The following is a 25,500-nucleotide window of genomic DNA, read 5'->3' as shown; positions in this document are numbered from 1 at the left end:
AAACACACACACACCACCCAGCAAAGCCAGAGGAGCCCTGCCGGTGTCTTTTAGTCGGCTGTTCATTATGCGCCCCGTTGGCACAACCCTTATGGCGGTTGCGTTTATGGTGGCGGGGCTTTTTGCCTACCGTGCCATGCCGGTTGCGGACCTGCCCAATATTTCCGTCCCGGTCATTTACGTCATTGCCACGCAACCCGGCAGTTCCCCCCAGCAGCTGGCCAGTGCAGTCACCACCCCGCTGGAACGCAGGCTTGGCCAGATTGCGGGCGTAAGCAGCATGCGCTCGGACACAACGGATTCCAGCGCGTTCATCCTGCTGTTCTTTGATAATAACCGTGACATCAATGGTGCGGCGCGGGATGTGGAGGCCGCCCTGCGCGCGGCAAGGGCGGACATGCCCCACACGCTGCTCGACCAGCCCCAGTACTACAAGGCCAATCCATCGGATAGCCCGATCATGATTGCGGCCCTTACATCGGCCACACGCAACACCACCGCCCTGCGAGACCTGGGGGAAACACACCTCAAACCCATGCTGGCCGGGGTTAAGGGGGTGGGCTGGGTAGATGTTGTGGGCTCGGACAAACCCGCCATCCGTGTGGAGGTTAACCCCCAGCTTCTCTATCAGTACGGAATCGGCTTTGAAGACGTGCGTTCCGCCCTTGCCTCGGCCAACGCCAATACGCCCAAAGGATTTATAGAAACCGGGGGACAGCGGCTGACACTCCAGACCAATGATCAGGCCCACAGCCCAGAGCAATACCGTGATCTGGTAATCGGCTACCGCAATAACCGGCCCGTGCGGCTGAGCAGCGTGGCAACCGTGCGCTCCGGCCCGCAGAATGAGCGCACCGCGGGGTGGTACAACAGGCAGCCCGCCGTTCTGGCCATTATCCGCGCACAGCCGGGTACCAATGTGATCGAGGTAACCGACGCCATTCGCGCGCGCGCAGCCATCCTGCGCAATGCCCTGCCCGCGGATGTTGCGTTTACACTGGTCTCGGACCGTTCCATTTCCATCCGTGGAGCTCTGGAAGACACGCAGGAAACCCTGCTTGGTTCCGTTTTGCTGGTGGTGCTGGTGGTGCTGGCGTTTTTGCGGAGCTGGCGCTCCACCTTTATTCCCGCCGTTACGGTGCCGATCTCGCTTGCGGGGTCTCTGGCCTTCATGCACCTGCTGGGTTTTTCGCTCGACACGCTCTCACTCATGGCATTGACCATCGCCACCGGCTTTGTGGTGGATGATGCCATTGTGGTGGTGGAAAACATTGCCCGTCATATGGAAGAAGGCATGGACCGCATACAGGCCACCTTGCAAGGTGCGCAGGAAATCGGTTTTACCATTCTGTCCATCACCATTTCCCTGATCGCGGTGTTTCTGCCCCTGCTGCTGATGGAAGGCATTGCGGGCAAGATCTTTTTTGAATTCGCCATGACCCTGACCATCGCCGTCTCGGTCTCCTTCTTTCTGGCAGTCTCGCTTACCCCCATGATGTGCGCACGCTTTCTGGACGTGCATCCGGGTCCGCAGGCTCCAGCGCAGCAATCCTCCAACCCGCTCGTACGGGCAGCCCATCTGCTGGCCGATGCCACGGACCACGCAATGGCATGGATGATACGGTTCTACCGCTCCACGCTGGACATTGCCCTGCGCCACCCGTGGCTGACACTGCTCTCGCTCCCGCTCAGTTTTGTGGCGACCACAGGACTGATTTTCATCATCCCCAAAACCGTTCTGCCTGCGGAGGATATAGCCTTTTTGCAGGGGTATCTGAGCGTGGACCAGACCTCCTCCTTTTCTGCCATGTCCGCCAAGACCCGTACGGTGCTTGATGCCATGCAGGCCGCTCCGGGGGTGGAAGGTGTGCTCGGCTTTACGGGCGAAGACGCCGCGAACGAAGCAGAGGTCTATGCCCAGCTCAAGCCCAAAAACCAGCGCACGCAAACGCCAGAAGACATTGCCAGCACCATACAGCAGAGCGTGCGCGCCATACCGGGGCTTACAGCCAGCATTTCCAATGCGGGCGATATTAATGGTGGTGGCCAGCGTGTGCATGAGGGCGCGTACAGCTTTGTCTTCCGCAGCGAAAACGACGCCGATATTGACCAGTGGGTGCCCCGCATCACCGAAGCCCTGCGCAACAGCGCCATACTAAGCGGGGTCAGCAGCCACACGGTGGGGCATGGCATGGCGCTGCATGTGCTGATCAACCGTGACAATGCCGCCCGCTACCAGATTACCCCCCAGCTTATTGGTAACGCCCTGTACGATGCGTATGGCCAGCGCACGGCTTCAAGCATTTCCACGCCGCTGACCACTTATTACGTGGTCATGGAGGTGCAAAAACAGTTCCGTGACAACCCGGAAATGCTGAAAACCCTATGGATATCCACTGCGGGTGGCACGGCATCGGGGGCTGTGGCCTCCAACACCATACGGGTACGCAAACCTGTCGATACCTCTGCCGCACGCAGCGACAGCCTTTCCGAGCAGTCCTTCCGCAACGCCATTGCCAACCGGCTGGCAGGTGGTGGAGCCGGAGCCTCCAATGGTTCCGCCGTTTCCGCAACATCCGAAACCATGGTGCCCCTGCCCACGGTTGCGCGCATAGCCAGCGCACCCACTCCGTTACAGGTCAGCCACGAAAACGGTTTTGTCTCTGGTGCGCTCTCCTTCGACCTGGCGGACGGTCATTCTCTGAGCGAGGCGGAAACCGAAATCCGCCAGATCATGCGTAACCTGCATGCCCCTGAAAGCCTGAAAGGTGATTTTTCGGGCGAGGCAGGCGATCTGCACAAGGACCTGGTAAACGAAGCTCTGGTGTTTATCGCCGCCATTGCCACCATGTACATCACACTGGGTATTCTGTACGAAAGCTACATTCAGCCGCTGACCATTCTTTCCACCCTGCCCTCGGCCGCCTTTGGGGCCGTACTCACGCTCTGGCTGTCCGGGCAGCCGTTCTCGCTGATCAGCATGATTGCAGTGATCATGCTTGTCGGCATTGTGAAAAAAAACGCCATCCTGATGATCGACTTTGCCCTGCACGCCGAGCGAACCCGGAACCTCCCCCCGCATGAGGCCATAAAGACGGCCTGCCTGACCCGCTTCCGCCCCATTCTCATGACCACCATGGCCGCAGCCTTTGCCGCCATACCCATGATTGTAGGGCGCGGCTATGGGGCGGAACTGCGCCTGCCACTTGGGGTTGCCATTCTGGGCGGGCTGGCCACCAGCCAGTTGCTCACCCTGTATTCCACTCCTGTTGTGTATCTGCTCATGCATCGGCTGGCAGCTTTTGCACGCAAAGCGGCTGCGTGGCTCCAGCGCAAACTGGCAGGATGGACAGGCAGGCACCCCAGAACCGCAGCCTAACACGACTGGCATTGCATGGCTTTTCTGCTCAAAAGCTTATAAAACACCGTTCGAACAATCATTTTACCAAGGAAATTTCCGTTATGTCCGATGCAATGCCTGACCGTCTTTCCGTCAACCCCAACAGCGCGTTCTATAACGAAACCCTGCTTGAACGCGGCGTTGGCGTACGGTTCAAAGGCGTGGAAAAAACCAATGTGGAAGAATATTGCGTCAGCGAAGGCTGGGTGCGTATCGCTGTTGGCAAAACAGTGGACCGCCATGGTAACCCCTTGACCATGAAGCTGAATGGCCCGGTCGAGGTCTGGCTTAAAGACTGACCTGCCGTCAGCACATGGCACACTGACAATTAAATACTTTATTTAATTGTCAGTGTTTGGAATAGTGTCATGCATCATTCCAGGGCAGATCAGAAGGAACACCATGCCATGACCCAGACACCCCCGCGCACGGGAGCCGATATCAGGCACACTATTGTTATTGTTGGCGGTGGGTCCGCTGGCATTGCGGTTGCAGCCCGCCTGCTACGTGCACGCCCCACACTGGATGTTGCCATTATCGACCCCGCCACAACCCACACCTACCAGCCCGGCTGGACACTGGTTGGCGCCGGGGTCATGAAGCTGCGCGACACACTGGAACAGGAAGGCGGGCTTATTCCCAAAGGCTGCACCTGGCTGCGGGCTGCCGTCAGCACCTTTGAACCCGACAGCAACACCCTGACCCTGACGGATGGACGCATCGTTGCCTATGGCCGCCTGATTGTCTGCCCCGGCCTACAGCTTGACTGGGACAAGATTGAGGGCCTGAGCGAAACACTGGGCCGCAATGGGGTGTGCTCCAACTACTCCAAAGATACGGTGGAATATACCTGGGCCTGCATCCAGTCCCTGGCTGGGGGCACTGCCCTGTTCACCCAGCCGCCCATGCCGATCAAATGCGCAGGCGCTCCGCAAAAAGCTGCCTATCTTGCCGCCGATCACTGGCGCAAGCAGGGTACACTGAACCGCACCAGTGTGGATTTCTGCCTTGCGGGCGATGCCCTGTTTGGCGTGCCCTATTTCCGCCCTGCCCTGCAGCAGGCCGTGGATTATTACGGCATCAACCTCCATTACAAACATAATCTGATTGCCGTGAACGGTCCCGAACGCAAGGCAACTTTTGCAGTCACCGGGCCCGACGGCAAAGTAACAAAAATTGTGCGGGAGTTTGACATGCTCCACGTAACCCCGCCCCAGAGTGCTCCTGACTTTGTTAAAAAAAGCCCGCTGGCCGATGCTGCTGGCTGGCTGGATGTCAATGCGACAACGCTCCAGCACGCCCAATATCCTTTCATCTTTGGTATCGGGGATGTCACGAACACCTCCAACGCCAAAACCATGGCCGCCGCACGCGCGCAGGCCCCTGTTGTCGTAAGCAATGTTCTGGCGTCTCTGGATGGTCACCCGTTAAGCGGGCAGTATGACGGATACGGCGCATGCCCGCTGACCGTGGCGTACGGCAAGATCGTACTGGCCGAATTCCTGTATGGCGGCAAGCCTGCTCCGAGCTTCCCCTACGACCAGCGCAAACCCAGCCGGTTTGCATGGTTCCTCAAAACTACCGTATTCCCCCATGTTTACTGGGACATGATGCTCAAGGGCCGCGATATTGAAATGCCGCATCACCCGGAATGGTCCAAAGACTGACACACACCACTCCTGCCGCACATGTCCAACCTGCTGCAGCAGAAGATGTGAACACACACATAAAAAAACCTCCCCTGTTCGGGGGAGGTTTTTTTTATGCCTGTTTACCGGAATATCAGATCAGCCAGTGCTCCGACCAGTACACCTCTGGCTCAATCCTCATCAATGGCGCGTTTGGGAAGCAGGGCTGGTACGAACACCAAAGTCCCCAAAAGCGTGCAGGCCAGAGAAAGCAGGAGCAAGCGCCCCATGCTGGCTGTACCGGGATGATGCGAAAGAGCAAGCGAGCCAAAAGCCGTACCCGTAGTCAGGGCGGAAAACAGCACAGCCCGCGCTGTGGGGGATGCCAGCGGGAATTTAACCCCATCACGCCAGTTCATGACAAAATAGATATTGAAGGATACGCCAACACCAAGCAGCAGCGGCAGCGCGATAATGTTGGCGAAGTTGAGCGTTTCTGGCAGCAGCACGACCAGAATAACCGTCATCAGTGCAGACAGCAGCAGGGGGGCCAGCACAAGCGCCATATCCTTGATCCTGCGCAGAGCGATCATCAGGATAATGGCGATCATGACCACGGCGGCCCCGGCGGCCTGTTCAAACGCACGCACAATTGAGCGCGCACTTTCCACAATATCCACCGCCGTACCGGCCATGTCAGGTTCGACCTTCTGCAAGGACCCGACAAACTTGCGCAATGCGCCAGAGCTGCTCATCACCCCCTTGGGGTGCACTTCCACAAGGGCGCGGCCATCGGGGAGCAGATAATCGTTTGCAATGCTTGGGGGTACGTCATGCATGGTAACGGGCCCGGCCTGCAACATGCTCCGCAACTGGTTGAGCTCTGGTGGCAAAAACCGTACCAGAGCGGTATTGGCGGCCTCAAGCGTGGCATCGGGCGCTGTGGCCAGACGGGCCAGAGCAGCCTGAATCCTGCGCAGGGGGTCGTTGGCGGGCAGCTTGTCCAGCACCTCGGCCAATGCTCGGGCGGTGTTGGCGGCCGCTGTACGCAGGGTGGCTGCATCTGGCGCAGGTTTGGGGGTAGGCACAATCAGCGTTGGCAGCAGCAGGGAGGCTGCATCCTGAATAAGAGCAAGTTTTTCAGGCTGCTGCGTGGGCACATACGAACCAAGCCACATGACATCATGCACATCGGGCAGTTCACCCAGACGGTCAGCCTGTTTTTCGGCATCGGCCAGAGACGCCACCAGCAGTTCCGCGCTGTAGGGGGATGTCTGCGGGTTGTTGATCAGCAGGCTGAGGGCGCGCATACCCTCGGAATTGGGGTTTTTGGTATGCAGCGGGTCGCCATCAAACTGCAAGGCGGGAACCAGCACCAGCCCGACAACTGCAACCACGCCAAAAAAGGCCAGCAGCCATTTGCGATGCTGCCGGATTTTGACATCCACCGGCTTCATCCACACATACCCCATGCTGGGGCAGTTGAGCGGCGGGTGACAGATGCACAGCAGCGCAGGCAGCAAGGTGGTGGTGCACACAAACGCCACGATCATGCCAATACCCGCAATAAGCCCTAACTGGGCCACACCCAGAAAGGCCGTGGGCGTAAACGCCAGAAAACCTGCAGATGTGGCAAGGGAGGCAACCAGAATCTGATGCCCCGTTTCCTCCCCCGTCATGCGCAGGGCTTCATACATGCCTTCCCTGCCTGTGGCCGCAGGTATCTGTGCACGGAAGCGGACAGAAAACTGGATGGCAAAATCCACCGCAATCCCCACGAACAGAATGGCGAATGCGACCGAAATCAGGTTCAGGGTGCCAACCGCCACTGCGGCAAAGCCCGTGGTCAGCAGCAGCCCCACAACCAGTGTTACCACAATAGGCAGCACCACACGCCATGAGCGCACAGCCAACGTAAGCCACAGCGTAACCAGCAGCAAAGACCCCACAAGCCCTGCCACCATGCCTTCGGCCACGGTTGCGAACTCTTCATCATCAAGCTGCACCTGCCCGGTCAGGTGCACCTTGGCATGGCCGCTGCGCACAAATTCAAGATCCCTGATCACGGCACGCATGGCATCCGTGGCCTCGCCTCCGGGCTGGAAGGAGCCATAGTCCAGAATGGGCTGGGTCATGACAAACTGGTAACGCCCGGCAAGGTCGGACAACTGCCCCCCAAGCAAACGCTGCCAGGAAAGCGGAGATGCCTGACCATCCGCCGCTTTTTCCAGCGTATTGGCAAAGCCGGTCAGCGGGGCCTGAAAACCTGCCAGATTAGCCTGTCCGGTCTTGACCCCTTCCGCAATAAGGGAGAGCGCACCAAAAAGCCCGCGTGCGGATGGGTCCTGCGCAAGGGCGGACAAAAACGGCTGTGCGGCAATCGTGTCGTTCAGGATTCCCGCAAGAGGTTTGGGCTCCAGAAACATAAGCCCGTTGCGCTCAAGGTACGGGTTGGCATCCGGCCTGTTGGCAAAGGCAAAGTGCTTGTGGTCCGCTGCCAGCTTTTCGGCCAACTGGCGTGCGGTTTCCTGCCCTTCTTCTGGCAGGTCGGCTTCCACCACCGCGACCAGAAGATTCTCTTTCTGCGGGAACAGGCGGGCCATTTCATCCGAGCGCTGCTTCCACTGCAAACGGGGAGAGAGCATTTTGCTCGTATCCGTGGTGACGCCAAGCTGGGTCATACCCGCGTAAACGCCAGCGCCTGACAACACGCAAAAGAGTGCCACGACCAGCCACGCATGGCGCGCACAAAGGGTGATGAAACGACCTATGGGTGCAAAGAGCATGATAAACGACAGGATCCTAGAAAAGTCATGGCGTCAGGCACAAAACCGCCTTGGTTTGCCCAACCGCTTCGCACGATGCAAGTGACTATCTGTGCAAGCCACTCTTCTTTTACCGCCCGGAATGCGGAAAATGGGATTTTTCCGGGCCATTCCGGTGGTCAGACCATGCGTGCTCCAGCCACTGCCACAATACCAGTGCAGGCACTCCCCAGGCGATTTCGCGCAGGCGCTTGATCAGTGAAAGCGCAATGGCAACAGGGGGCGCAATGCCAAACAACCCCCCGACAACCATATATCCCCCTTCCGACACACCCAACGCGCCGGGTACGGCAAACCCTGCGGATTTTGCGGCTTCTCCCACGCCTTCAATAACAAAACCTGTCGCCAAAGAGCAGTCATGGCCCATAAAATGCAGGATCAGGCAGACTTCCACCGCCCCCAGCGCCCAGGCGGCAAACTGAAGGAGCAGGCTGCTCACCGCGTTGTTCCGGGTCTTGTACAGGCCCAGCACCTCCTGATGAATACCGCGAATACCCTCAACCCCACCCCAGCCCAGATGGGCGGCAATCCGCTCAAGCAGTTTTTCCACCAGAGCTACGGCCCCAAGCCACTGACTGGCAAAGACGGCTACGCCAATAACGGCCAGTACAAGAGCACTTTCCAGCAACCTGTCGGTCACAGCCGACCGCTGGACCAGAACAAGCAGCAGAAGCAGCCCCGCCACAGTAAACAGAACCTGACTGAGCAGTTCGATCGTAAGGTCACAGATTGTAGCGGCTGCGGCACGACGCAAACCCAGCCCCCGCCGGGAGAGCAGGCGGCTGGCAACAACCTCCCCCCCTACCTGAGCCACGGGGAGCAGGTTGTTCACCCCCTCACGCACACAGCGAAGCATGAAAAAGTCACGCAGGGGAAGATGGGGCGGCAGGTCACGGCGCGCAATGATACGCCACGCCTGAGCGGAAAGAGACACCTGAACGGCATGAAAAACAATGGCGGCAAGGATTCCCCAGCCGCCAGTCATAACAAGCGCAAAAATGGCCTGTGCGCCAAAACGCGAGAGCATCCACACCGTCAGCCCCAGCCCCAGAATACCGGCCACAAGAGTGATGCGCTTCATGCAGTCTCCCCATTTCATGCCCGCGCTGGCGCTTCCTCCGGCATGCCGCTCTTTTTATTCCTCCCTGATCTGTCGCAGGAGAGCAAGAGATTCCACACAGGCAGCAGCAGCTTCGCGGCCTTTATTATGCACATCATCCCCAGAACGCACAGTCGCCTGTTCTTCTGTGTAGGTTGTGAGAATACCAAACGCGATCGGCACTTCGGTTGCAAGGCTGGCCTGCACGATGCCAAGGGTAGCCCCAAGGCTAATAAATTCAAAATGCGCCGTATCTCCCTTGACCACACAGCCAAGGCAGATCACCCCTTCGTACCCCCCGGTTTTGGCCAGCGCCTGCGCCAGCAGCGGCATTTCAAACGCGCCGGGGGCTGCAAACACATCGCTTTCAGCCACGGCAATGCCATGCTCGTCCAGCCATGCAATAGCGCCATCCCGCAGGCCACCTGTCACCGTCTCGTTAAACCGGCTGACAACCAGCGCCAGACGGGGTGCGGGGGAAAGAGCCTTGAGGTCAGGCAGAGTAACAGGGGAACGTGTACCCATAAGTCGTATTATCCTTTTGAATCACTGCGTCTTGAATACAGACAGTTCAGGCCGGAACCTTGTGTATTGCAGGAGCCGGTGCATCACAGCTCAGGTGGTGGCCCATGCGTTTGCGTTTGGCATGCAGGTACGCACGATTGAACATGTTGGCCGGAATTTCCAGCCCCAGTCTTTTACGCACTACAAAACCCCTGCTTTCCAGCGCCCGTACCTTATCGGGGTTGTTGGTCAGCAGGTCGAGCTGCCCCACCCCAAGGCTGCGCAGGATACCTGCCGCCGCATTCCAGTCGCGCGCATCGGTTGCAAAACCGAGCCTGTGGTTGGCCTCTACCGTATCCAGCCCGGCATCTTGCAATTCGTAGGCGCGTATCTTGTTCACAAGACCAATACCCCGCCCTTCATGCCCACGCACATAGACCAGCACACCACACTCCGCCTGCCCGATGGCCTGCAACGCAGCCTGCAGCTGAGACCCGCAATCGCACCGCAGGGAGCCAAGCGCATCCCCCGTGACACATTCGGAATGCAGGCGCACCAGCGGCACCGGGCCATTGGGGCGGACATCTCCCTTGACCAGCGCGACATGTTCCACACCTTTTTCGTCCCTGAAGGCATGAATGATCAGGTCATTCCCACCATACACGCTGGGCAGGGCAGCTCTGGCCAGATCAGGCACGACTGCGTCCACCGCAGGTGCGGGGGGCTGCGCAGGCTGTGGCTCCAGCGGCGCCAGACCATGCGCGCCAATCCATGCCACCAGTTCGGCAATGGAAATAATGGGCATGTCATGCTGCCGGGCAAAAACATCCAGCTGAGGGCGGCGGGCCATTGTGCCGTCTTCGTTCAGGATTTCGCAGATCACGGCGGCGGGTTTGAGCCCGGCAAGGCGCAGCAGGTCAATGGAGCCTTCGGTATGGCCGATACGCGCCAGCACACCGCCGGGTTCGGCCCGCAGGGGGAAGACATGCCCCGGAGAGGCAATATCCGCCGGTGTCGCCTCATCTGCCGTGGCGACCAGTACGGTCTGGGAGCGATCGGCTGCGGAAATACCGGTACTGACCCCCTCACGCGCCTCGATCGACACGGTAAACGCCGTGCCATATTGTGCGGTGTTCTCGCTCTGCCGCACCATCATGGGCAATTCCAGCTGCGCCACGCGCTCGGCGGTCAGGGGCAGGCAGACCAGCCCACGGGCATGGGTGATCATGAAGTTCATGGCCTGTGGAGTCATGAACTGCGCCGCCATAACAAGGTCGCCCTCATTTTCGCGGTCTTCATCATCCACCATCACAACCATGCGGCCCGCCCGCACGGCGTCCAGCGCACGTAGCAGACGCTCGGAAGGCCGGAGCGGTGCGGTTTGCCCCTGTGTCATTTTGTCTGACATTGTGCCTCCACATATTTTGCAATGATATCCACTTCCACATTCACGGCATCCCCCACCCTGAGCGTACCCAGTGTCGTGTGGTCCCATGTGTGCGGAATGATCATGAGGGCGATGCGGAACATGCCATCATGCACCGCCCCCACTTCGTTCAGGGTCAGGCTGATCCCGTCCAGCGCGACCGAGCCTTTTTCCACCATGTAGCGGCGCAGGTCCGCGGGAATGTCAAACTCCACGCGCCGGGCACCGCCCGAAGGCGTAGCCCCCACAAACTTGCCCAGCCCATCCACATGCCCCTGCACGATATGCCCGGACAGGCGGGTGGAAGGTGTTACCGCACGTTCCAGATTAACCCCGGACCCGACCACAAGCGTGCCCAGCATGGTGCGGTCCAGTGTTTCACTGCTGACAAAAAAACGTACTGGCATGTTCTGTGCCGGAGCCACGGCTGTCAGACAGACACCGTTGACGGCAATGCTCTCGCCCTCCGCCACATCGCTCAGCCCCGTCTGCACTTCCAGCATGAGGGAGCGCGCACCCTGCTCGACGGCAAGGACCTGACCAAGAGATTCTATAATACCGGAAAACATGTCTGCTCCTGCGTGCACCGCGCCCATTGTGGAAAAAGGGAAAGCGGGGAAATGTCGTGTCGGGTTGAAACAGAAAAATGGTCGCACCCATGCGCATCCTGGCCGATATGCAGCCAGTCATCCCACATCCCCTGCGCGCTGATGGCACGCAACAGGGTCGGACCGGCCTCGACCATCACCCACAAGGCCGGAGTACTGGCCAGCACTCCGGGCAAATCGGAGCAGTCGGGGCAAAACAGAACATCAAAGTGTACTTCCGCCTGCTCCAGCCAGTGAGCAGGCACGGTGGTGGACGCCCCACACACCACCAGCACCCTCCGTCGGCTGGCGTGATCTGGCACATGCCGCACGGTAAAGGCGGGCAGATCGGCCCGTATTGTGCCCGTGCCTGTTACAATGCCATCGGTTGCACGCCGCAGGGCGTGGGCAAACTCGAGCGATTGCCGGTTTGTAAATGTTGTGCTGCCAGCCGGAGGTCGCATACTGCCCTGCGCATTAACCGCCTGCTTGACCGTAATCCACGGCCGTCCATGCGCCATGCGCCACGCAAACGGGGCCAGTAACGCCCTGCAGCGCGCCATGCATGCTCCACCGTTGGAGGCATGGGCCAGCCAGCGCACATCCAGCCCTCTGGCCTGCAAATACGCAGCGCCACCACCAGACACATGGGGGTTGGGGTCCGCGCAGCCAATCCATACCGTTTGCACAGGCGTGGACAAAAGCGCTTCCGTGCATGGGGGAGTGCGACCAGTGTGATTGCACGGCTCCAGCGTAACGACGGCAGTATGAATCTGCTCCACTACGCCAAGCGCCTGCGCCTGTTCCACCGCCAGACGCTCGGCATGCCATGCGCCCGCCTTGTGATGGGCGGCTACCACCAGCACTTTTCCCCGAGCATCCAGCAGCGCACACCCCACGGCGGGGTTAGGCGCAGTCTGCCCGACAAAACGCCATGCTTCGGACACAGCCATATCAAAAGCCGCGCCAACATGCTCTGGCATGGTGTGGGCAAAAGATTGTGAAATACTGTTCACCCTGTGTCTCTTCTAGTCCATACCTGTTCATGACAGACGGACTCAGGGCGCCAAGAAGGGTTACCCGCTTTATGCACGCAAGCCGGATTCCGGCTGAACGGACAAAAAACGAGTCTCTCTTTCCCGCTCTCTTTCATCCGGACTATGACCGTCGGCTCCGGAGTTACACCGGATCTGCTGACCCTGCCGAAGCAGGCGCTCGCGGGCTTGGGGCAGCGCACCACCCCTTTACCGCCGGTAGGGAATTACACCCTGCCCTGAGAACGTCACACCCGCACAAACGGATGCTCTTGCCAATATGATGGCCCTAACCCCAGTGTGTTGCAAGGATAAAACTTTTCACATCTGCTTATGGCTGGTCCAAACCAGCCCAAAAAGCCATTCCCCCTTGCCTAACATTCCGACACTGTTATGAGAGAGAACAGGCAGCCTTGACTTCAGGCACGGATCAGTCGGGCAGCTTTTGCAACCCCGAGGAGCAGACAGGACATTCCCGCGCGTCCTGGAATTCCTGCCTGGTGGGTGCCTATGCACTGTATGTTGGAGTTTTCCTAATCCCCATGGACCAGCCATGACCCAGCCAGACCCGGCACCCCGGACCCCCCCGCCCCACGCCGCCATGACCGGCCTTGCAGGGTGGGTTGAAGCACGCCTGCCTGTTATTTCTGCCTTCCGGGCAGAATATATTGACTTCCGCCTGCCCCGGAACCTGAACGGGTTATGGAATTTTGGGGCCATCCTGACTGTTGTTCTGCTGCTTATGCTGGCTACCGGCATTTTTCTGGCCATGAACTACACCCCGACCAATGCGGGGGCTTTCCTGTCGGTCGAGGCGATAGACCGCCAGCTTGCCGGTGGGTGGCTGCTGCGCGCCATGCATATGACCGGGGCCAACCTGTTTTTGGCCGCACTCTACGTGCATCTTTTTCGCGGGTTGTATTACGGCTCCTACAAGGCCCCGCGCGAGCTGCTGTGGCTGAGCGGACTTGTGCTGCTGGTTATGGTCATGGCCACCGCCTTTGCCGGTTACATGCTGCCGTGGGGCCAGATGTCCTATTGGGGGGCCGACGTCATAACCAAGGCCGTGGGTGCCATACCCGGCATTGGCCCCAGCCTCGAACACATTATGGCCGGAGGCGACCATCTGGGCGATGTATTTGTGCACCACTTTTTTGTGCTGCACTTCCTGCTCGCCTTTCTGGTCGTTGGGGTTGTGGGGCTGCACGTGAGCATGGTGCATATCAATGGGTCCAACAACCCGCTGGGTATTGAACCCCGCACCCCGCGCGACACCGTACCATTCTACCCCTACTACATCAGCAAGGATCTGGTCGGGCTTATTGTGTTCGCCATGGTATTTGCAGCTCTTATGTTCTTCTGGCCCAATCTGCTGATCGAGGCGGACAACTACACACCCGCCGACCCCATGCACACACCGGCCGATATTGAGCCGGAATGGTATTTCCTGCCGTTTTACAGCCTGCTCCAATCCGTACCGTCCAAATTTGGTGGCCTGCTGGCCTCTGCCGCGTCGTTGCTGATCCTGTTTGCCCTGCCATGGCTGGACCGCTCCCCCGTGCGCTCCATGCGCTTCCGCCCGCTATGCCGCATTGGCCTGTTCGGGCTGGTCGCCGCGTTTATTCTGCTGGCGGTGGCAGGCAAGCACCACGCACAAGGTGGGTGGCTGATTGTGGCGCGTCTGGCGGGCATTTATTACTTCAGCTACTTTGTGGTGCTGCTCCCCCTTGCTTCCCGCAGGGAAAAAACACGTCCACTCCCCACCTCCATAGCCGCTGCGGAAGGAGATCAGTAATGCAGGGTTCTTTTTCCCGTCCTGCCGCTGGCCTGCTGCTGGCACTTGGCCTGTCTGGCGCTGCACTGGCCAATGAGCCGGGCAAAACACCGCCCCATCAGACCTGGAGCTTTGAAGGACCATTAGGCCAGTATGACCAGCCCGGCCTGCAACGCGGCTTTGTGGTGTTCCAGCGCGTCTGCTCCACATGCCACGGCATGCAGAACCTGACCTATAACGATCTCGCAGGCATTGGCCTGACCCGCCAGCAGATTGAAGAGACCGCAAAAGCAAAACCACAGCCCGGCGCGCCGGATGCCACGGGCCAGCCCACCACGCGGCCGGGATTACCCGACGACCACCTGAGCTCCCCCTTCCCCAGCGATGCAGCGGCTGCGGCCATGATGGGCGGCGTGGCTCCGCCCGATCAGTCCCGCCTTGCCATGACCCATCCCGGCGGGCCGGACTGGCTATACGCGTTCCTGACCGGCTACCGTATGCCCCCGCCAGCTGACGCCCCCATGGTGCCCGGCAAGTTTTATAATGACTGGGTCTCAGGCCACATGATTGGCATGCCCCCTCCGCTCATGAACGGCATGATCCAGTATCCTGATGGTACACCCGCCACGGTGGAACAGCAGGCCCGCGACATAACCACTTTTCTGGTCTGGGCGTCCGACCCGCATCGCAATGAACGACACAGCATTGGCAAGGCCGTTATGGTCTATCTGGCCGTGCTGCTTGCACTGGCCATTGCATGGAAGCGCAAAATCTGGAAACGCCTGAAAACGCAGTGAAAAACAGAAAGCACGCAAGCATATGACACGCGAGACTGACACAACCCCGGCTCCTGAACAGGCTCCCGGCCGCCGTGACTTTCTGGGCATGGTCACCACGGCTGGCACGGTCACAGGCATTGCTGCCTGCGCCATTCCATTTGTGGAAAGCCTGCAACCGCAGGACAGCGCCGCCGCACACCTGCCGGTTGACGTGAATATTGCCCACCTGACCCCCGGCCAGCAGATGGTCGCCGTATGGCAGGGCAAGCCCATCTTTATTATCCGCCGCACACCGGAAGAACTGGCAGGACTGCAGAATGCGGAATTGAACGCATTGCTCAAGGATGCCAGTTCCACCGCCAACCAGCAGCCCGGTTATGCCCGTAACTGGCACCGCTCCATTGTGCCCGAATATGGAGTTTATGTGGGCATCTGCACACATCTGGGCTGCGTACCGACCTACACCCCTCCGCAGGGTTCCGGGCCGGAGGCATCTGGCGGGTATGGCTGCCCCTGCCATGGCTCCAAATTTGATCTGGCAGGACGGGTGCAAAAAGGTGCGCCAGCTCCCTATAACCTTCCTGTGCCTCCTTATGTCATGCCGTCCGCTACAGTGATCCGGCTGGGCGAAAACCCCAAGGGAGAAAGTTTCGACTTCTCTTCCATAGAACAGATCTGACCCCTCCCCCCCCCGCCAGCCTTTGTCTGGCGGTTTTTTTTGGGGGACCATGCCTTTGCAAACCTCACACCTGTAGTGTGAGATGCTTTTTCCCAAAAGCAACTTATCAGCCATAGCGCGCTGCGCCATGCTCGGGTTACGAACAGCCGGGCTTCTCCAGCCCGGCCCAAGGGAGTTACTGAGATGTCGGGAATTGTTGTTGTTTATCACTCAGGTTATGGTCACACGCGCAAAGTGGCCGAACATCTGGCTCATGGCGCCAAGGCCGAACTGATTGCCATTGATGAGAATGGTGACTTGCCAGAAAACGCATGGGACAAGCTGGCCGAGGCCAAAACCATTGTTCTGGGCGCGCCTACCTATATGGGCAATGCAAGCTGGCAGTTTAAAAAATTCGCTGACGCCACTTCCAGAATCTGGTTCACGCGGGGCTGGCAGAACAAGCTGTTCGCAGGCTTTACCAACAGCGCAAGTCCGGTGGGCGATAAGGGGCAGACACTGGCATGGCTGCAAACCCTTGCGGGACAGCATGGTGGCATATGGATCAGCCTTGGCATGCTGCCTTCCAATACAAAAGCAGCCAAGGACACGGACCTGAACGCTCTGGGTGGTTCCACCGGTCTGCTGGTGCAAAGCCCATCTGACGCCAGTGTGGACGAGATTCCACAAGGCGGACTGGACACGGCCGCCGCATTTGGCGCGCGCATTGCCGAAATTACAGAGAAATTTGCATAAAAAACTCATATCTTCGGCACAAAACTGTGCCGAAGCCGTTTATTTTTAGAAAAATATAAATCCGCATGTCCCATGGTCAGCGGGCATCACGAAAGTGTGATGCCCGCTTGTCGTTTTTGGCATTTCATTATGGAACCGGAATGTTACCTATCGGAATAGTCAATCACCTTGGCAGCACATATAAATACAATACGAAGTGTGGGAATCTGAATGATGAATCTGTCCGGAAAAAAATCAGGTCTTGCCGTGGCCCTTGGCGTTGCCTCGGTTCTGGTGGCGGTTCCCCTTAAATCAGCAAAGGCTCAGGTTCACCCTTTTTCAGCTTTTTCAAGTGGGGGCTCCGACCTGTCACACTGGCTGTCGGACGTAACCTTGATTGGCCAGATTGAAGGCGGCATCATGGCCAACCCGGCCCGCCCCAACCCCGGCTACAACTTTGGCGATTTTCTGGCAGACCATGCCAATCAGGTCCAGTTGAATCAGGCGGAGTTCACGCTCTCCAAAGCCATCGACCCCAGCAAAAACACCTATCAGATCGGCTTTACGCTTGAAGGTCTTTATGGCTCGGATGCCCGCTACTACCATCTGGTTGGAGTATCCGATCAGGAATGGAAGGCCCGCTACCAGCTTATTCCTGCACAGGCCCATGTGGACGTACACCTGCCCTGGCTGACCTCGGGCGGGCTGGACATGCAGGCCGGTATTCTACAGGCCCCCATGGGAGTAGAAGGGCTGGACCCCTCCTCCCGCGCATTCTACACACTGGCTTATACGTCTGAATATTCCGTGCCGTTCCAGCATGTGGGGGCTATGTTCAACTGGCATGTCACCCCCATTCTGGACGTCACTTTCGGGATTGATACAGGAAACCAGACAAGCTTTGGCGCATCGGACAACAACAGCCGTCCCGCGGGATATTTTGGCTTCAACCTGAACAATCTGCTCGGTGGCAAACTCCGTATTGTCGAACTCAGCCGCGTGGGGCCTGAAAACTCATGGAAGAGCGTTGGTCATTACGAGGCAGACCACGCACAGCGCTTCTGGAACGATATTAACGCGACCTATCAGGTAAACGACAGGCTGAGCCTGACCGCAGAATTCAACTACCTGCATGACGAAGGCATACACGGCGCTCGCCCCGATGGTCAGTTCCGCGGCACGGATGCCGAGAGCTTTGTCAGCTTCCTCAGCTACAAGATCAACAAGGACTTCACCTTCAACTATCGCGGCGAAATCTACCGCGACAACAACAACCTCATGGTTGCGACCTTTACCAGCAACAATTCTTACATGAATGCCATTGCAGGACGCCCTTACAGCACAATGACCGGCCCAGGCGGGCACGGCACCACTTATGGCGACCTCTCGCTCAACGTTGCCTACCGCCCCGATCTGGGCAACCACATACGTATCTTCCAGCTTCGTCCTGAAATCCGGTTTGACCGTTCGCTCAACAGCACCTCACCCTTTAACGGTGGCCGCAACAACGGCATGTTCACCTTTGGTGGCGATGCGATTATCGGCTTTTAAACAATATGCCATGCAGGCAGGTCCGCTCTCCCGCAGAAAAGCAGACCTGCCTGCATGTTTTTTACCCTGCCGCCGCGCCTGCAGCAGTAGTAATGATCATAAGCCCGGTCCATATGCTGAGCGTATGGAACCACCTGTGATAACGGCCCAGTATTAAAGAATTAAAAAATAATCGCTGCTTTGCACCAAAAGCTTTAGAGTATTTGAGGTAAAGGCGCTTTGGCCTTAACTTTGTCACGCTTACGGGAGATAAAGCCCTGCGTTATTCTAATCTGTGCCAGATTAGCGTAATGTCGATCCAAGGAAGACAAGGCTGACAAGGTATGTTAGACGAAAAACACAATTGCTGGCGGCACCATCATGGCCTGCCGCATATGTGTCAATTTGGGAATTGTTGAGATAGGCAATTGATTTGTTTGAAAAAAGCAGGGAAACTCGTCAGAAAGTAGCTGTCGTCAGCGGTGCGTCCGGCGGCATCGGGCGTGCTTTGTGCCATCAGTTGCGCCAGCGTGGATATCGGGTCATTGGCCTGTCACGCCAGCACGCTCCGGCAGCAGAGACATCTTATGTTGACTGCATGCTGGCATGCGACCTGACCAATTCACATGCCATCACTGAAACTGCCCGTGCAATCGGGCAGGCCTGCGCCAGTATTGACCTCTTTATATTCTGTGCTGGCGTTATTTCTCCGCAGCCAGTAGCAACTCTGGAACATGCCCCGGTTATTGAGCAAATCCAGACCAATCTGCTCGGCGTAATGCTGCTGACCAATGCCATTCTGCCAGCAATGGCAAAAGACTCCCATATTATTTATGCCAACTCCATGGCGGGTATTTTCCCTCTGGCGGGCAGCAGCGCCTATACTGCTTCCAAATTCGGCTTGCGCGGCTTTGCTCTAGCACTGGAGCAGGAACTCAAGCCACGCCATATTCGGGTGTCCTCCGTCTTCCCAGGCAGTGTGAATACCTCCATGCTGACGACAGAAATGGAACGTGGCGGGTCGGTCCTGAACTTCATGTCCGCTCCACAGGAACCAGAAGCAATAGCTACATGGATTCTTTCCTCCCATGTCCGGAACCATGTTGAAAACTTCCCATCCAGCTTTGACAGGCTGTTTTGCAGCCTTTTCCTGTGGTCACCTGTTTTCCTGCGTCTTTGCCTGCCACTGATGACCGCATGGGCCAAATCCCGCCGCGCACACTACAAAAAAAATGGCAGGAATACTGGATAAGGGCCGTCTGTCTCCGCTTTTGGCATACAGCCCTCCGGACAGATCAGGCTCAGGCCATGAGCCGCTCCACGCTCCAGCTTGAAGGAAGGGCCGGACATAACGCTCCTGACCGGGGTCATTTCATCAGCCCCGTCCTGCCCGATCTTTGTATCGCAAGAGAATATCCGGTGGAGCGTGTTTGACAGGCCCGCTATTTCAGACATTCCTGATCAATGTCAGGTAACATCATTTTCCTATGGTCTGTCCCACATAGACCATGGTCGCCCAGAACCTGAATAACCCGGCATGTTTGCACAGTACCGCAGGTGCATTGCTCCACCATACGCTCCAGTTCCTTATGTAAGGCATTCAGCCGAACAAGGCGGTGTTCCACCTCCGCAAGCTGGCGTTTTGCAATAGCGTCAATAGCCTCACAACTTTGTGCGGGATCATCCGACAGAGCCAGCAGTTCCCGGATATCATCCAACGGGAACCCCAATTCACGCGCATGGCGAATAAAATTCAGGCGTTCGCGGCTCGTGTTATCGTAAATCCTCTGCCCGCCGTCATTCCGTTCTGGCCGAGGGAGCAGCCCGATCTGCTCATAATACCGGATGGTTGGCACCTTTACACCCGTCAGCCCAGACAGTTTTCCGATACTCAACATGCAGAATCCTCTTGAACCTCTAGCCACTAGAGGATGTAGCTATCTCATTCTCCCGCGTTGGGACAGGAGGATAAAATGCCAGATACACATGAGTGGCTTATAACAGGGATGGACTGCCCGTCCTGCGTTGCAAAAATAAAAGGAGCCGTAACCCAGTTACCGGGCGTTGAAGCCGTTGAAGTATCTCTCATGTCCCGAAAACTCCGGGTTACGACAACAGCGCATGCCACGCCCGCGGCAGACATTGCAAACAGGGTAAAAAGCCTTGGCTACGGTCTTGAAGCCATTGCACGGACACAGGACGCATCTGCACCACACACGGGTGCTGAAGAGCACATCACGCAAGCCGATGCCCCTTGGTACAGGACGGGAAAAGGGCATCTGGTTCTGCTTACCGCGACTTTGCTCTTTGTTGCATGGGGGCTTGTGCTTGTGCTCCCTGCGGCGGGAGTCTGGCCTTTTATTGTAGCCTGTCTTGCCGGTCTTATACCTATTGCCCTACGGGCTTTTGCGGCCATCCGTGCAGGACAGCCGTTTTCCATTGAAGCCCTGATGAGCATTGCCGCAACAGGTGCGCTGTTCATCGGCGCGGCGCAGGAGGCGGCGTTGGTTGTCTTCCTGTTTGCTGTGGGCGAGCTGCTTGAAGGCGTTGCCGTCAGCCATGCGCGTGATGGCATTCGGGCATTAGGCACTCTGGTACCCAAAACGGCCCTGCGCGAAAAAAACGACATGATGGAAGACGTCGCGGCAGCAGAACTTGTGCCCGGCGATGTTGTTATTGTACGGCCGGGGGATCGTATTCCTGCGGATGGAAAAATCATTTCCGGCACCGGCGGTATTGATGAAAGCCCCGTCACGGGTGAGAGCATGCCCGTAACACGCGGACCGGGTGACCCGGTGTTTGCAGGGGCAATTAATAACGAAACAGCCCTGCGCGTACAGGTAACGCGCGCAGCAGCCGACAATACGATTGCCCGGATTATCCGACTGGTTGAGCAGGCTGAAGACTCACGCGCTCCAACACAGCGCTTTATCGACCGCTTCAGCCGCTGGTACATGCCCGCCATTGTTGTTCTATCCGCGCTGGTTATAAGCATCCCGCCCCTGCTTTTTGGGCAGGCATGGTCGGTCTGGGTCTATCGTGGCCTGTCCCTGCTGCTTATCGGGTGTCCGTGCGCTCTGGTTATTTCGGTCCCCGCCGCAATTGCATCGGCTCTGTACGCGGGCGCCCGGCATGGCCTGCTTATGAAGGGTGGAGCCGTTATCGAAGCCACGGCGGCAACCAAAACGGTCGCACTGGATAAAACAGGTACCCTGACCCTGGGCCAGCCCGAGGTAACGGATATTCTATGTCTGGATGAACGCTCCGCAGCCACAGTCCTTGTTCTTGCCGCCGCAGTTGAAAAAGCCTCGAACCACCCACTGGCTCAGGCCATTGTACGCAAGGCGGAAGGTATGATTCTGCCATCCGTGCAGGATAGCCGCGCCATTCCGGGCAAAGGCGTCTCTGCGGTGTTTGATGGGCAGATCATAACTGTCGCCAGCCCCCGGCACGCAATACAGGAGGGCGCATTGTCCGGTGCTGCTGCCGCACAGGCCGCCGCTCTGGAAAGTGAAGGAAAAACGGTTGTTGTTCTCTATGCCAACACGGCTCTGGCGCTGATCGGATTGCGGGATGAGCCAAGGCAGGATGCACAGGAAACAATACGACAGCTCCGCAGCCTTGGCATCACGCCCATTATTCTGACAGGGGATAACCAGCGCACGGCCGCAGCCATTGCGGCCCTGCTGCACACGAAGTACAAAGCCGAGCTTCTGCCAGAACAGAAGCAGCAGACCATCCGTGAACTGGCAATGCATGGCCCGGTAATGATGGTGGGGGATGGCATTAATGATGCGCCTGCCCTTAAACAGGCAACCGTTGGTGTTGCCATAGGCTCGGGAACAGACGTTGCTCTGGAAACCGCAGACGCCGCCATATTGCGCAACTGTATTACAGATATTCCCGCCCTTATCCGCCTTGCCCGTTCGACCATGGGCAACATCCGGCAGAATGTATCCATAGCACTCGGCCTGAAAGGGATTTTTCTGGTAACGACCATTCTTGGCATGACGGGTCTGTGGCTGGCTATCATGGCGGATACCGGCGCAACTGTTCTTGTGACCCTGAACGCCCTGCGGCTTTTACGCACAGAACTCTCTGGTCCTGCGCAAAAGAGCGCATAGAGCCTGACAGCCTGCCCCTTGCTGATCTGCCGCAAAAGACAGGAGCAGGCAATGGCACGAGAGCAAAGTCAGTCAGGCTTTGCTCTCTGTCTGCGCATATGGCGGAAACTGCACGGCCTGAACGATACCCATAAAAAATAGTGCAGTTATTGGCTCTTAATATTTTGCATGACCATCCGCGGTTCTCCGCGCACCATACAAAATATCATCTTTATTTTCCTATACCTTTTTTAAAAAACAGAACCTCAGACAAGTATCAGGGCGGGCATATTCCAACAGTCCTGCGGTTATGCTTCAAGAGTGATGAGGTCGCTCGTTGTTACCCTCCCAAGCATCGGGAAGATGTGGTCACAGGCGAAACGCTGCATGTCCTCCGAGAAGGTCGACGTCAGATCCTCGGCGATAACAACGCCATATCCATGCTCGTAGGCGGCGCGGGCCGTGGATTCAACGCCTATATTTGTCGCGATTCCTCCCATAACGATGGTATCAATTCCACGCCGCCTGAGCTGTAGATCAAGATCAGTGCCATAGAATGCGCCCCATTGCCGTTTTGTGATCAGGAGGTCCGTCGGTTCGGCCAGACCATCCACCAGTTCGGCCCAGTCCTGAGGGAAGCCGCCCGAAGGCGGTGCGATGGGGCGGTCGACCTCTGTTTGCACAGCATCAGCAAAATCCGGAGCAAAAGCGACATTTACCAGAATTACGAGTCCTCCAGCCGCACGAAAACGGGAAGCCAGATTTTTTGAACGTTCCACCACTGTGCCACCTGCAAAAGGGGCCAGCGGTCGCCCTGCAATACCTTTCTGCAGATCAATCAGGACCAGAGCTGTTCGGGATACCGGCAGAGAAATCATGATGAAGGGTCCTTGTCCGTTTGTGCGTTTCGCGGACTTATTGTCCGACAGACGCTGGATTGATATAATTTGAGGGTAAACTCAAACAGGAGTATTATTTGAGCATGGACTCAAATACGTCAAGTGAGAAACGCGAACCTATCCAGCCACGCCGTGCCGGGGGGCGTCAGCGGGTGGCAGAATTGCTGGCCGCTGCCTCCGACATCATGGCAGAGCGTGGGTATGAGGCCACCACCATGGCTGAAATTGCAGCACGTGCAGGTGTAAAAATCGGCTCGCTTTATCGATTTTTCCCCAACAAGGAAGCCATAGCCACGGCGCTGTTGCAGCACCATACCGCCATTATGCATGAAGAATACGAGGCGTTGGCCGCACGGGCGGCAGATCTTTCGCCCGAAGAGCTGGCAGATATCCTGATCGATCTGATGGTTACTCTTTACCCGCGTGTAAAATCACTTCCTGCCTTGATGGACGCCCGGACTGACAGGGCAGAAATACGGAAAACTTCCCAAAGTAGGGCATTGCAGGGTATTGCGGCGGCACTTCGGGTTTGCGCCCCCGGACTGGATGCCTCAGCAGCACAGGATATTGCAGTCGTGGTGCTGAATAACATGAAAACCATGCTGGGCATGGTCCTGAAGGATGCACCGACCACACCGGCCGCGCCTGATGAACTGCGCAGCATGAACCGGCTTTACCTTGCCGCAAGGCTGCGGCCCTAAGGGTCGTCCTGTCCGCCTTCATCTGACTGCGGGGCAGGTCAGTGACTTCAGAGGCGCAGACGTGCTTCTGGCAGACCTCCCCGATGAGACAGAAGAAGTCATCGGGGACAGAGGCTACGACAGCAACCAGATCAGATTATCACCTGCAGAACGCAATATCACAGCCTGTATTCCGCCGAAGAAGAACCGGAAATCAAAACCACCTTGCAACCGGTATCTGTATAAGACGTGTCATCTGATCGAAAACATGTTCGCAATCCCACTTGTGGAAAGCTTTATATTCCATCTCCAAGCATGAGTCCCGAACCTATTTTTTATTAAGCTGCTGAAGCGTATCCGACGGTGTCTGCAGGCCTGAATACTGCATGACACCAAATGTCATTGTCGCATCAGGTGTGGGAAGGTCTTTCTGACGCCAGCCTCCACCCAGCGCGCGGATCAGCCCGATTGTACTTTGCAGGGCGCGGGCCTGCACCTGCACATGGTCAATCCGTGCATCCAGCGTGTTGACCTGAGCAATCAACGCATCCAGATAGTTGTCAGCTCCGCCTTTATACAGTGTCATGGTCAGGGTCTGGGCTTTTTCCGCCGTTCCTACCGCCTGTCCCAAGCGCTCGCTTTCTGCCCGCAGGCGATTGGTCATGGAAAACCCGTTCTCCACATCCGCAAATGCAGAGAGCACGGTCATACGGTAATGGTCCAGCGTTTCGCGGTAAACGGACCAGGAATGCTGCAACTGGGCACGACGCAACCCGCCTTCAAACAGAGGCATGGAAACCGATGCCCCGTAAGACCACATGCTATTAGCCAGATTAGCCAGATTGAAACCATTGGAATCAAACCCGCCATTGGCGCTAAAAAACACATGCGGATAAAACGCCGCACGCGCAATCCCAATAGCCCGGTTTGCCTGCGCCATACGTCTTTCTGATACCGCAATATCGGGCCTGCGTTCCAGCAGATCAGAGGGTAAACCCGCAGGAACAATGGGCTCTACATTGGTCAGATCATTAACCGGCAGAATATGGAAGGTCGATGGCTGCTCGTTCACCAGCACGGCAATACCGTGTTCCAGCACCTCCCGCTGGGCCTGCGCATCCAGCAGGCGGGCCTGCGTCATGTAAAGCTGGTTCTGTGCGCGGGCCACATCAATGCCGGTGGCGTTCTGGTTATCCAGCCGTGTCTGGGTAACGTGTAACGCCTGCTGATAATAGGCAATGGACTGGTTATAAATGGCGCTCTGTGCGTCCAGTCCACGCAGGGCAAAATAATCCGTTGCCAGTTCCGCCTGCAGGCTGAGCCGTGCTGCCGCATAGTCCGCCGCCTGCTCCTGTGCATAGTACTTCTGCACCCGCACCTGGTTGCGAATTCCTGACCAGATATCCGGCTCCCAGCTTGCAAGGCCGGAATAGAACTCATCCGTGGCTGTTATGGGGCCTTTGTAGCGGAACAACCTGTCTGCCGAGCTTTTGTTATCGCTTGAGCCAAACGCCATGCCAAAATGCGGCAGCAGATCCGAGCGCGCCTCCATGACAATAGCACGCGATTGCGAAAAACGCTCCGCAGCGGCCTGAAGATCAGCATTGTTGGCCAGTGCTTCCTGCTCAAGCCCGTTCAGCACGGTATCACCGAACAATGTCCACCAGTCTGTTTTCAGCGCCACTGTGCCGGGGGCTGCATCCTTAAAAGGCCCCTGCCCATGCCATGACGCGGGCACAACATACTGTGGCGGTGCATAACGGGGGGCCAGATCGCACGCACTCAGTGCCGTTAAGGAGAGCAGCAGACCAGCCCGCGCCATCAAAGCACGGACAGACA

21 protein-coding genes and 1 riboswitch are annotated in these 25,500 nt (G+C 57.6%); of the genes, 12 read left to right on the top strand and 9 right to left on the bottom strand.

The window, feature by feature from the left end; translation table 11 throughout:
- Positions 1–43: 43 nt before the first annotated feature.
- From PY793_RS04650 to PY793_RS04640, 3 genes are all read left to right on the top strand, one after another.
- A complete protein-coding gene (locus tag PY793_RS04650; RefSeq protein WP_275176940.1) occupies positions 44–3,379 on the top strand; it encodes an efflux RND transporter permease subunit in 3,336 nt (1,111 codons plus the stop codon).
- Between the two features lie 83 nt (positions 3,380–3,462).
- The gene (locus tag PY793_RS04645) at positions 3,463–3,699 is read left to right on the top strand and encodes a DUF3297 family protein (protein ID WP_275176939.1); all 237 of its coding nucleotides are present in this window, start codon (positions 3,463–3,465) and stop codon (positions 3,697–3,699) included.
- Positions 3,700–3,807: 108 nt separating this feature from the next.
- Positions 3,808–5,067 (top strand): NAD(P)/FAD-dependent oxidoreductase, encoded by a 1,260-nt coding sequence (locus tag PY793_RS04640; protein ID WP_275176938.1) that lies wholly within the window; start codon positions 3,808–3,810, stop codon positions 5,065–5,067.
- A gap of 152 nt (positions 5,068–5,219) precedes the next feature.
- On the opposite strand, the gene PY793_RS04635 is transcribed toward PY793_RS04640, so the two are convergent.
- From PY793_RS04635 to ribD, 6 genes are all read right to left on the bottom strand, one after another.
- Positions 5,220–7,814: an MMPL family transporter gene (locus tag PY793_RS04635; protein ID WP_275176937.1), complete on the bottom strand. Its 2,595-nt coding sequence runs from the start codon at positions 7,812–7,814 to the stop codon at positions 5,220–5,222.
- Between the two features lie 109 nt (positions 7,815–7,923).
- Positions 7,924–8,934, bottom strand: a complete 1,011-nt coding sequence (locus PY793_RS04630; protein WP_275176936.1) for a lysylphosphatidylglycerol synthase domain-containing protein — start codon at positions 8,932–8,934, stop codon at positions 7,924–7,926.
- Positions 8,935–8,988: 54 nt separating this feature from the next.
- The gene (gene ribH / locus PY793_RS04625) at positions 8,989–9,477 is read right to left on the bottom strand and encodes a 6,7-dimethyl-8-ribityllumazine synthase (RefSeq protein WP_275176935.1); all 489 of its coding nucleotides are present in this window, start codon (positions 9,475–9,477) and stop codon (positions 8,989–8,991) included.
- Positions 9,478–9,523: 46 nt separating this feature from the next.
- Positions 9,524–10,864, bottom strand: coding sequence for a 3,4-dihydroxy-2-butanone-4-phosphate synthase (gene ribB, locus PY793_RS04620; protein WP_275176933.1), 1,341 nt, complete (start codon positions 10,862–10,864; stop codon positions 9,524–9,526).
- Positions 10,849–11,451, bottom strand: coding sequence for a riboflavin synthase (locus PY793_RS04615; protein ID WP_275176932.1), 603 nt, complete (start codon positions 11,449–11,451; stop codon positions 10,849–10,851). The genes ribB and PY793_RS04615 overlap by 16 nt, the downstream gene beginning before the upstream one ends.
- Positions 11,433–12,485, bottom strand: coding sequence for a bifunctional diaminohydroxyphosphoribosylaminopyrimidine deaminase/5-amino-6-(5-phosphoribosylamino)uracil reductase RibD (gene ribD / locus PY793_RS04610; RefSeq protein WP_408744663.1), 1,053 nt, complete (start codon positions 12,483–12,485; stop codon positions 11,433–11,435). The genes PY793_RS04615 and ribD overlap by 19 nt, the downstream gene beginning before the upstream one ends.
- 121 nt (positions 12,486–12,606) lie before the next feature.
- A riboswitch (FMN riboswitch) is annotated at positions 12,607–12,754 on the bottom strand.
- Positions 12,755–13,056: 302 nt separating this feature from the next.
- Here ribD and PY793_RS04605 point away from each other — a divergent pair.
- The 6 genes from PY793_RS04605 to PY793_RS04580 all read left to right on the top strand — a co-directional run bounded on the left by PY793_RS04605 (position 13,057) and on the right by PY793_RS04580 (position 19,231).
- Positions 13,057–14,298 carry a cytochrome b gene (locus PY793_RS04605; RefSeq protein ID WP_275176931.1) on the top strand — a complete coding sequence of 414 codons (1,242 nt, stop codon included), beginning with the start codon at positions 13,057–13,059 and terminating at the stop codon, positions 14,296–14,298.
- Positions 14,298–15,074, top strand: coding sequence for a cytochrome c1 (locus tag PY793_RS04600; RefSeq protein ID WP_275176930.1), 777 nt, complete (start codon positions 14,298–14,300; stop codon positions 15,072–15,074). Before PY793_RS04605 ends, PY793_RS04600 begins: the two co-directional genes overlap by 1 nt.
- A 22-nt stretch (positions 15,075–15,096) precedes the next feature.
- A complete protein-coding gene (gene petA / locus PY793_RS04595; protein ID WP_275176929.1) occupies positions 15,097–15,735 on the top strand; it encodes a ubiquinol-cytochrome c reductase iron-sulfur subunit in 639 nt (212 codons plus the stop codon).
- A 183-nt stretch (positions 15,736–15,918) separates the two neighbouring features.
- A complete protein-coding gene (locus tag PY793_RS04590) occupies positions 15,919–16,470 on the top strand; it encodes a flavodoxin family protein (RefSeq protein WP_275176928.1) in 552 nt (183 codons plus the stop codon).
- Positions 16,471–16,683: 213 nt separating this feature from the next.
- Positions 16,684–18,000 carry an outer membrane beta-barrel protein gene (locus PY793_RS04585; RefSeq protein ID WP_275177106.1) on the top strand — a complete coding sequence of 439 codons (1,317 nt, stop codon included), beginning with the start codon at positions 16,684–16,686 and terminating at the stop codon, positions 17,998–18,000.
- A 412-nt stretch (positions 18,001–18,412) separates the two neighbouring features.
- A complete protein-coding gene (locus PY793_RS04580) occupies positions 18,413–19,231 on the top strand; it encodes an SDR family NAD(P)-dependent oxidoreductase (RefSeq protein WP_275176927.1) in 819 nt (272 codons plus the stop codon).
- 190 nt (positions 19,232–19,421) lie between these two features.
- On the opposite strand, the gene PY793_RS04575 is transcribed toward PY793_RS04580, so the two are convergent.
- Positions 19,422–19,877, bottom strand: coding sequence for a MerR family transcriptional regulator (locus tag PY793_RS04575; RefSeq protein ID WP_275176926.1), 456 nt, complete (start codon positions 19,875–19,877; stop codon positions 19,422–19,424).
- A 75-nt stretch (positions 19,878–19,952) separates the two neighbouring features.
- Between PY793_RS04575 and PY793_RS04570 the strand changes: the two genes are divergently transcribed.
- Entirely contained in the window at positions 19,953–22,103 is a 2,151-nt protein-coding gene (locus PY793_RS04570; RefSeq protein WP_275176925.1) for a heavy metal translocating P-type ATPase, read from the top strand.
- Positions 22,104–22,390: 287 nt separating this feature from the next.
- Here PY793_RS04570 and PY793_RS04565 read toward each other — a convergent pair whose 3' ends face one another.
- A complete protein-coding gene (locus PY793_RS04565; protein ID WP_275176924.1) occupies positions 22,391–22,960 on the bottom strand; it encodes a hydrolase in 570 nt (189 codons plus the stop codon).
- 104 nt (positions 22,961–23,064) lie between these two features.
- Between PY793_RS04565 and PY793_RS04560 the strand changes: the two genes are divergently transcribed.
- Both PY793_RS04560 and PY793_RS14190 read left to right on the top strand, forming a co-directional pair.
- Positions 23,065–23,682 (top strand): TetR/AcrR family transcriptional regulator, encoded by a 618-nt coding sequence (locus PY793_RS04560; protein WP_275177105.1) that lies wholly within the window; start codon positions 23,065–23,067, stop codon positions 23,680–23,682.
- Entirely contained in the window at positions 23,660–23,980 is a 321-nt protein-coding gene (locus PY793_RS14190) for a transposase (protein WP_408744662.1), read from the top strand. The genes PY793_RS04560 and PY793_RS14190 overlap by 23 nt, the downstream gene beginning before the upstream one ends.
- Positions 23,981–23,989: 9 nt before the next feature.
- Here PY793_RS14190 and PY793_RS04555 read toward each other — a convergent pair whose 3' ends face one another.
- Positions 23,990–25,483, bottom strand: coding sequence for an efflux transporter outer membrane subunit (locus PY793_RS04555; RefSeq protein WP_275177104.1), 1,494 nt, complete (start codon positions 25,481–25,483; stop codon positions 23,990–23,992).
- Positions 25,484–25,500 lie beyond the last annotated feature (17 nt).

The organism is Acetobacter fabarum, assembly GCF_029069195.1.
Lineage (GTDB): Bacteria > Pseudomonadota > Alphaproteobacteria > Acetobacterales > Acetobacteraceae > Acetobacter > Acetobacter fabarum_A.
The sequence above is the reverse complement of the archived record's forward strand: the minus strand, read 5'-3'. Positions and strand labels throughout refer to the sequence as shown.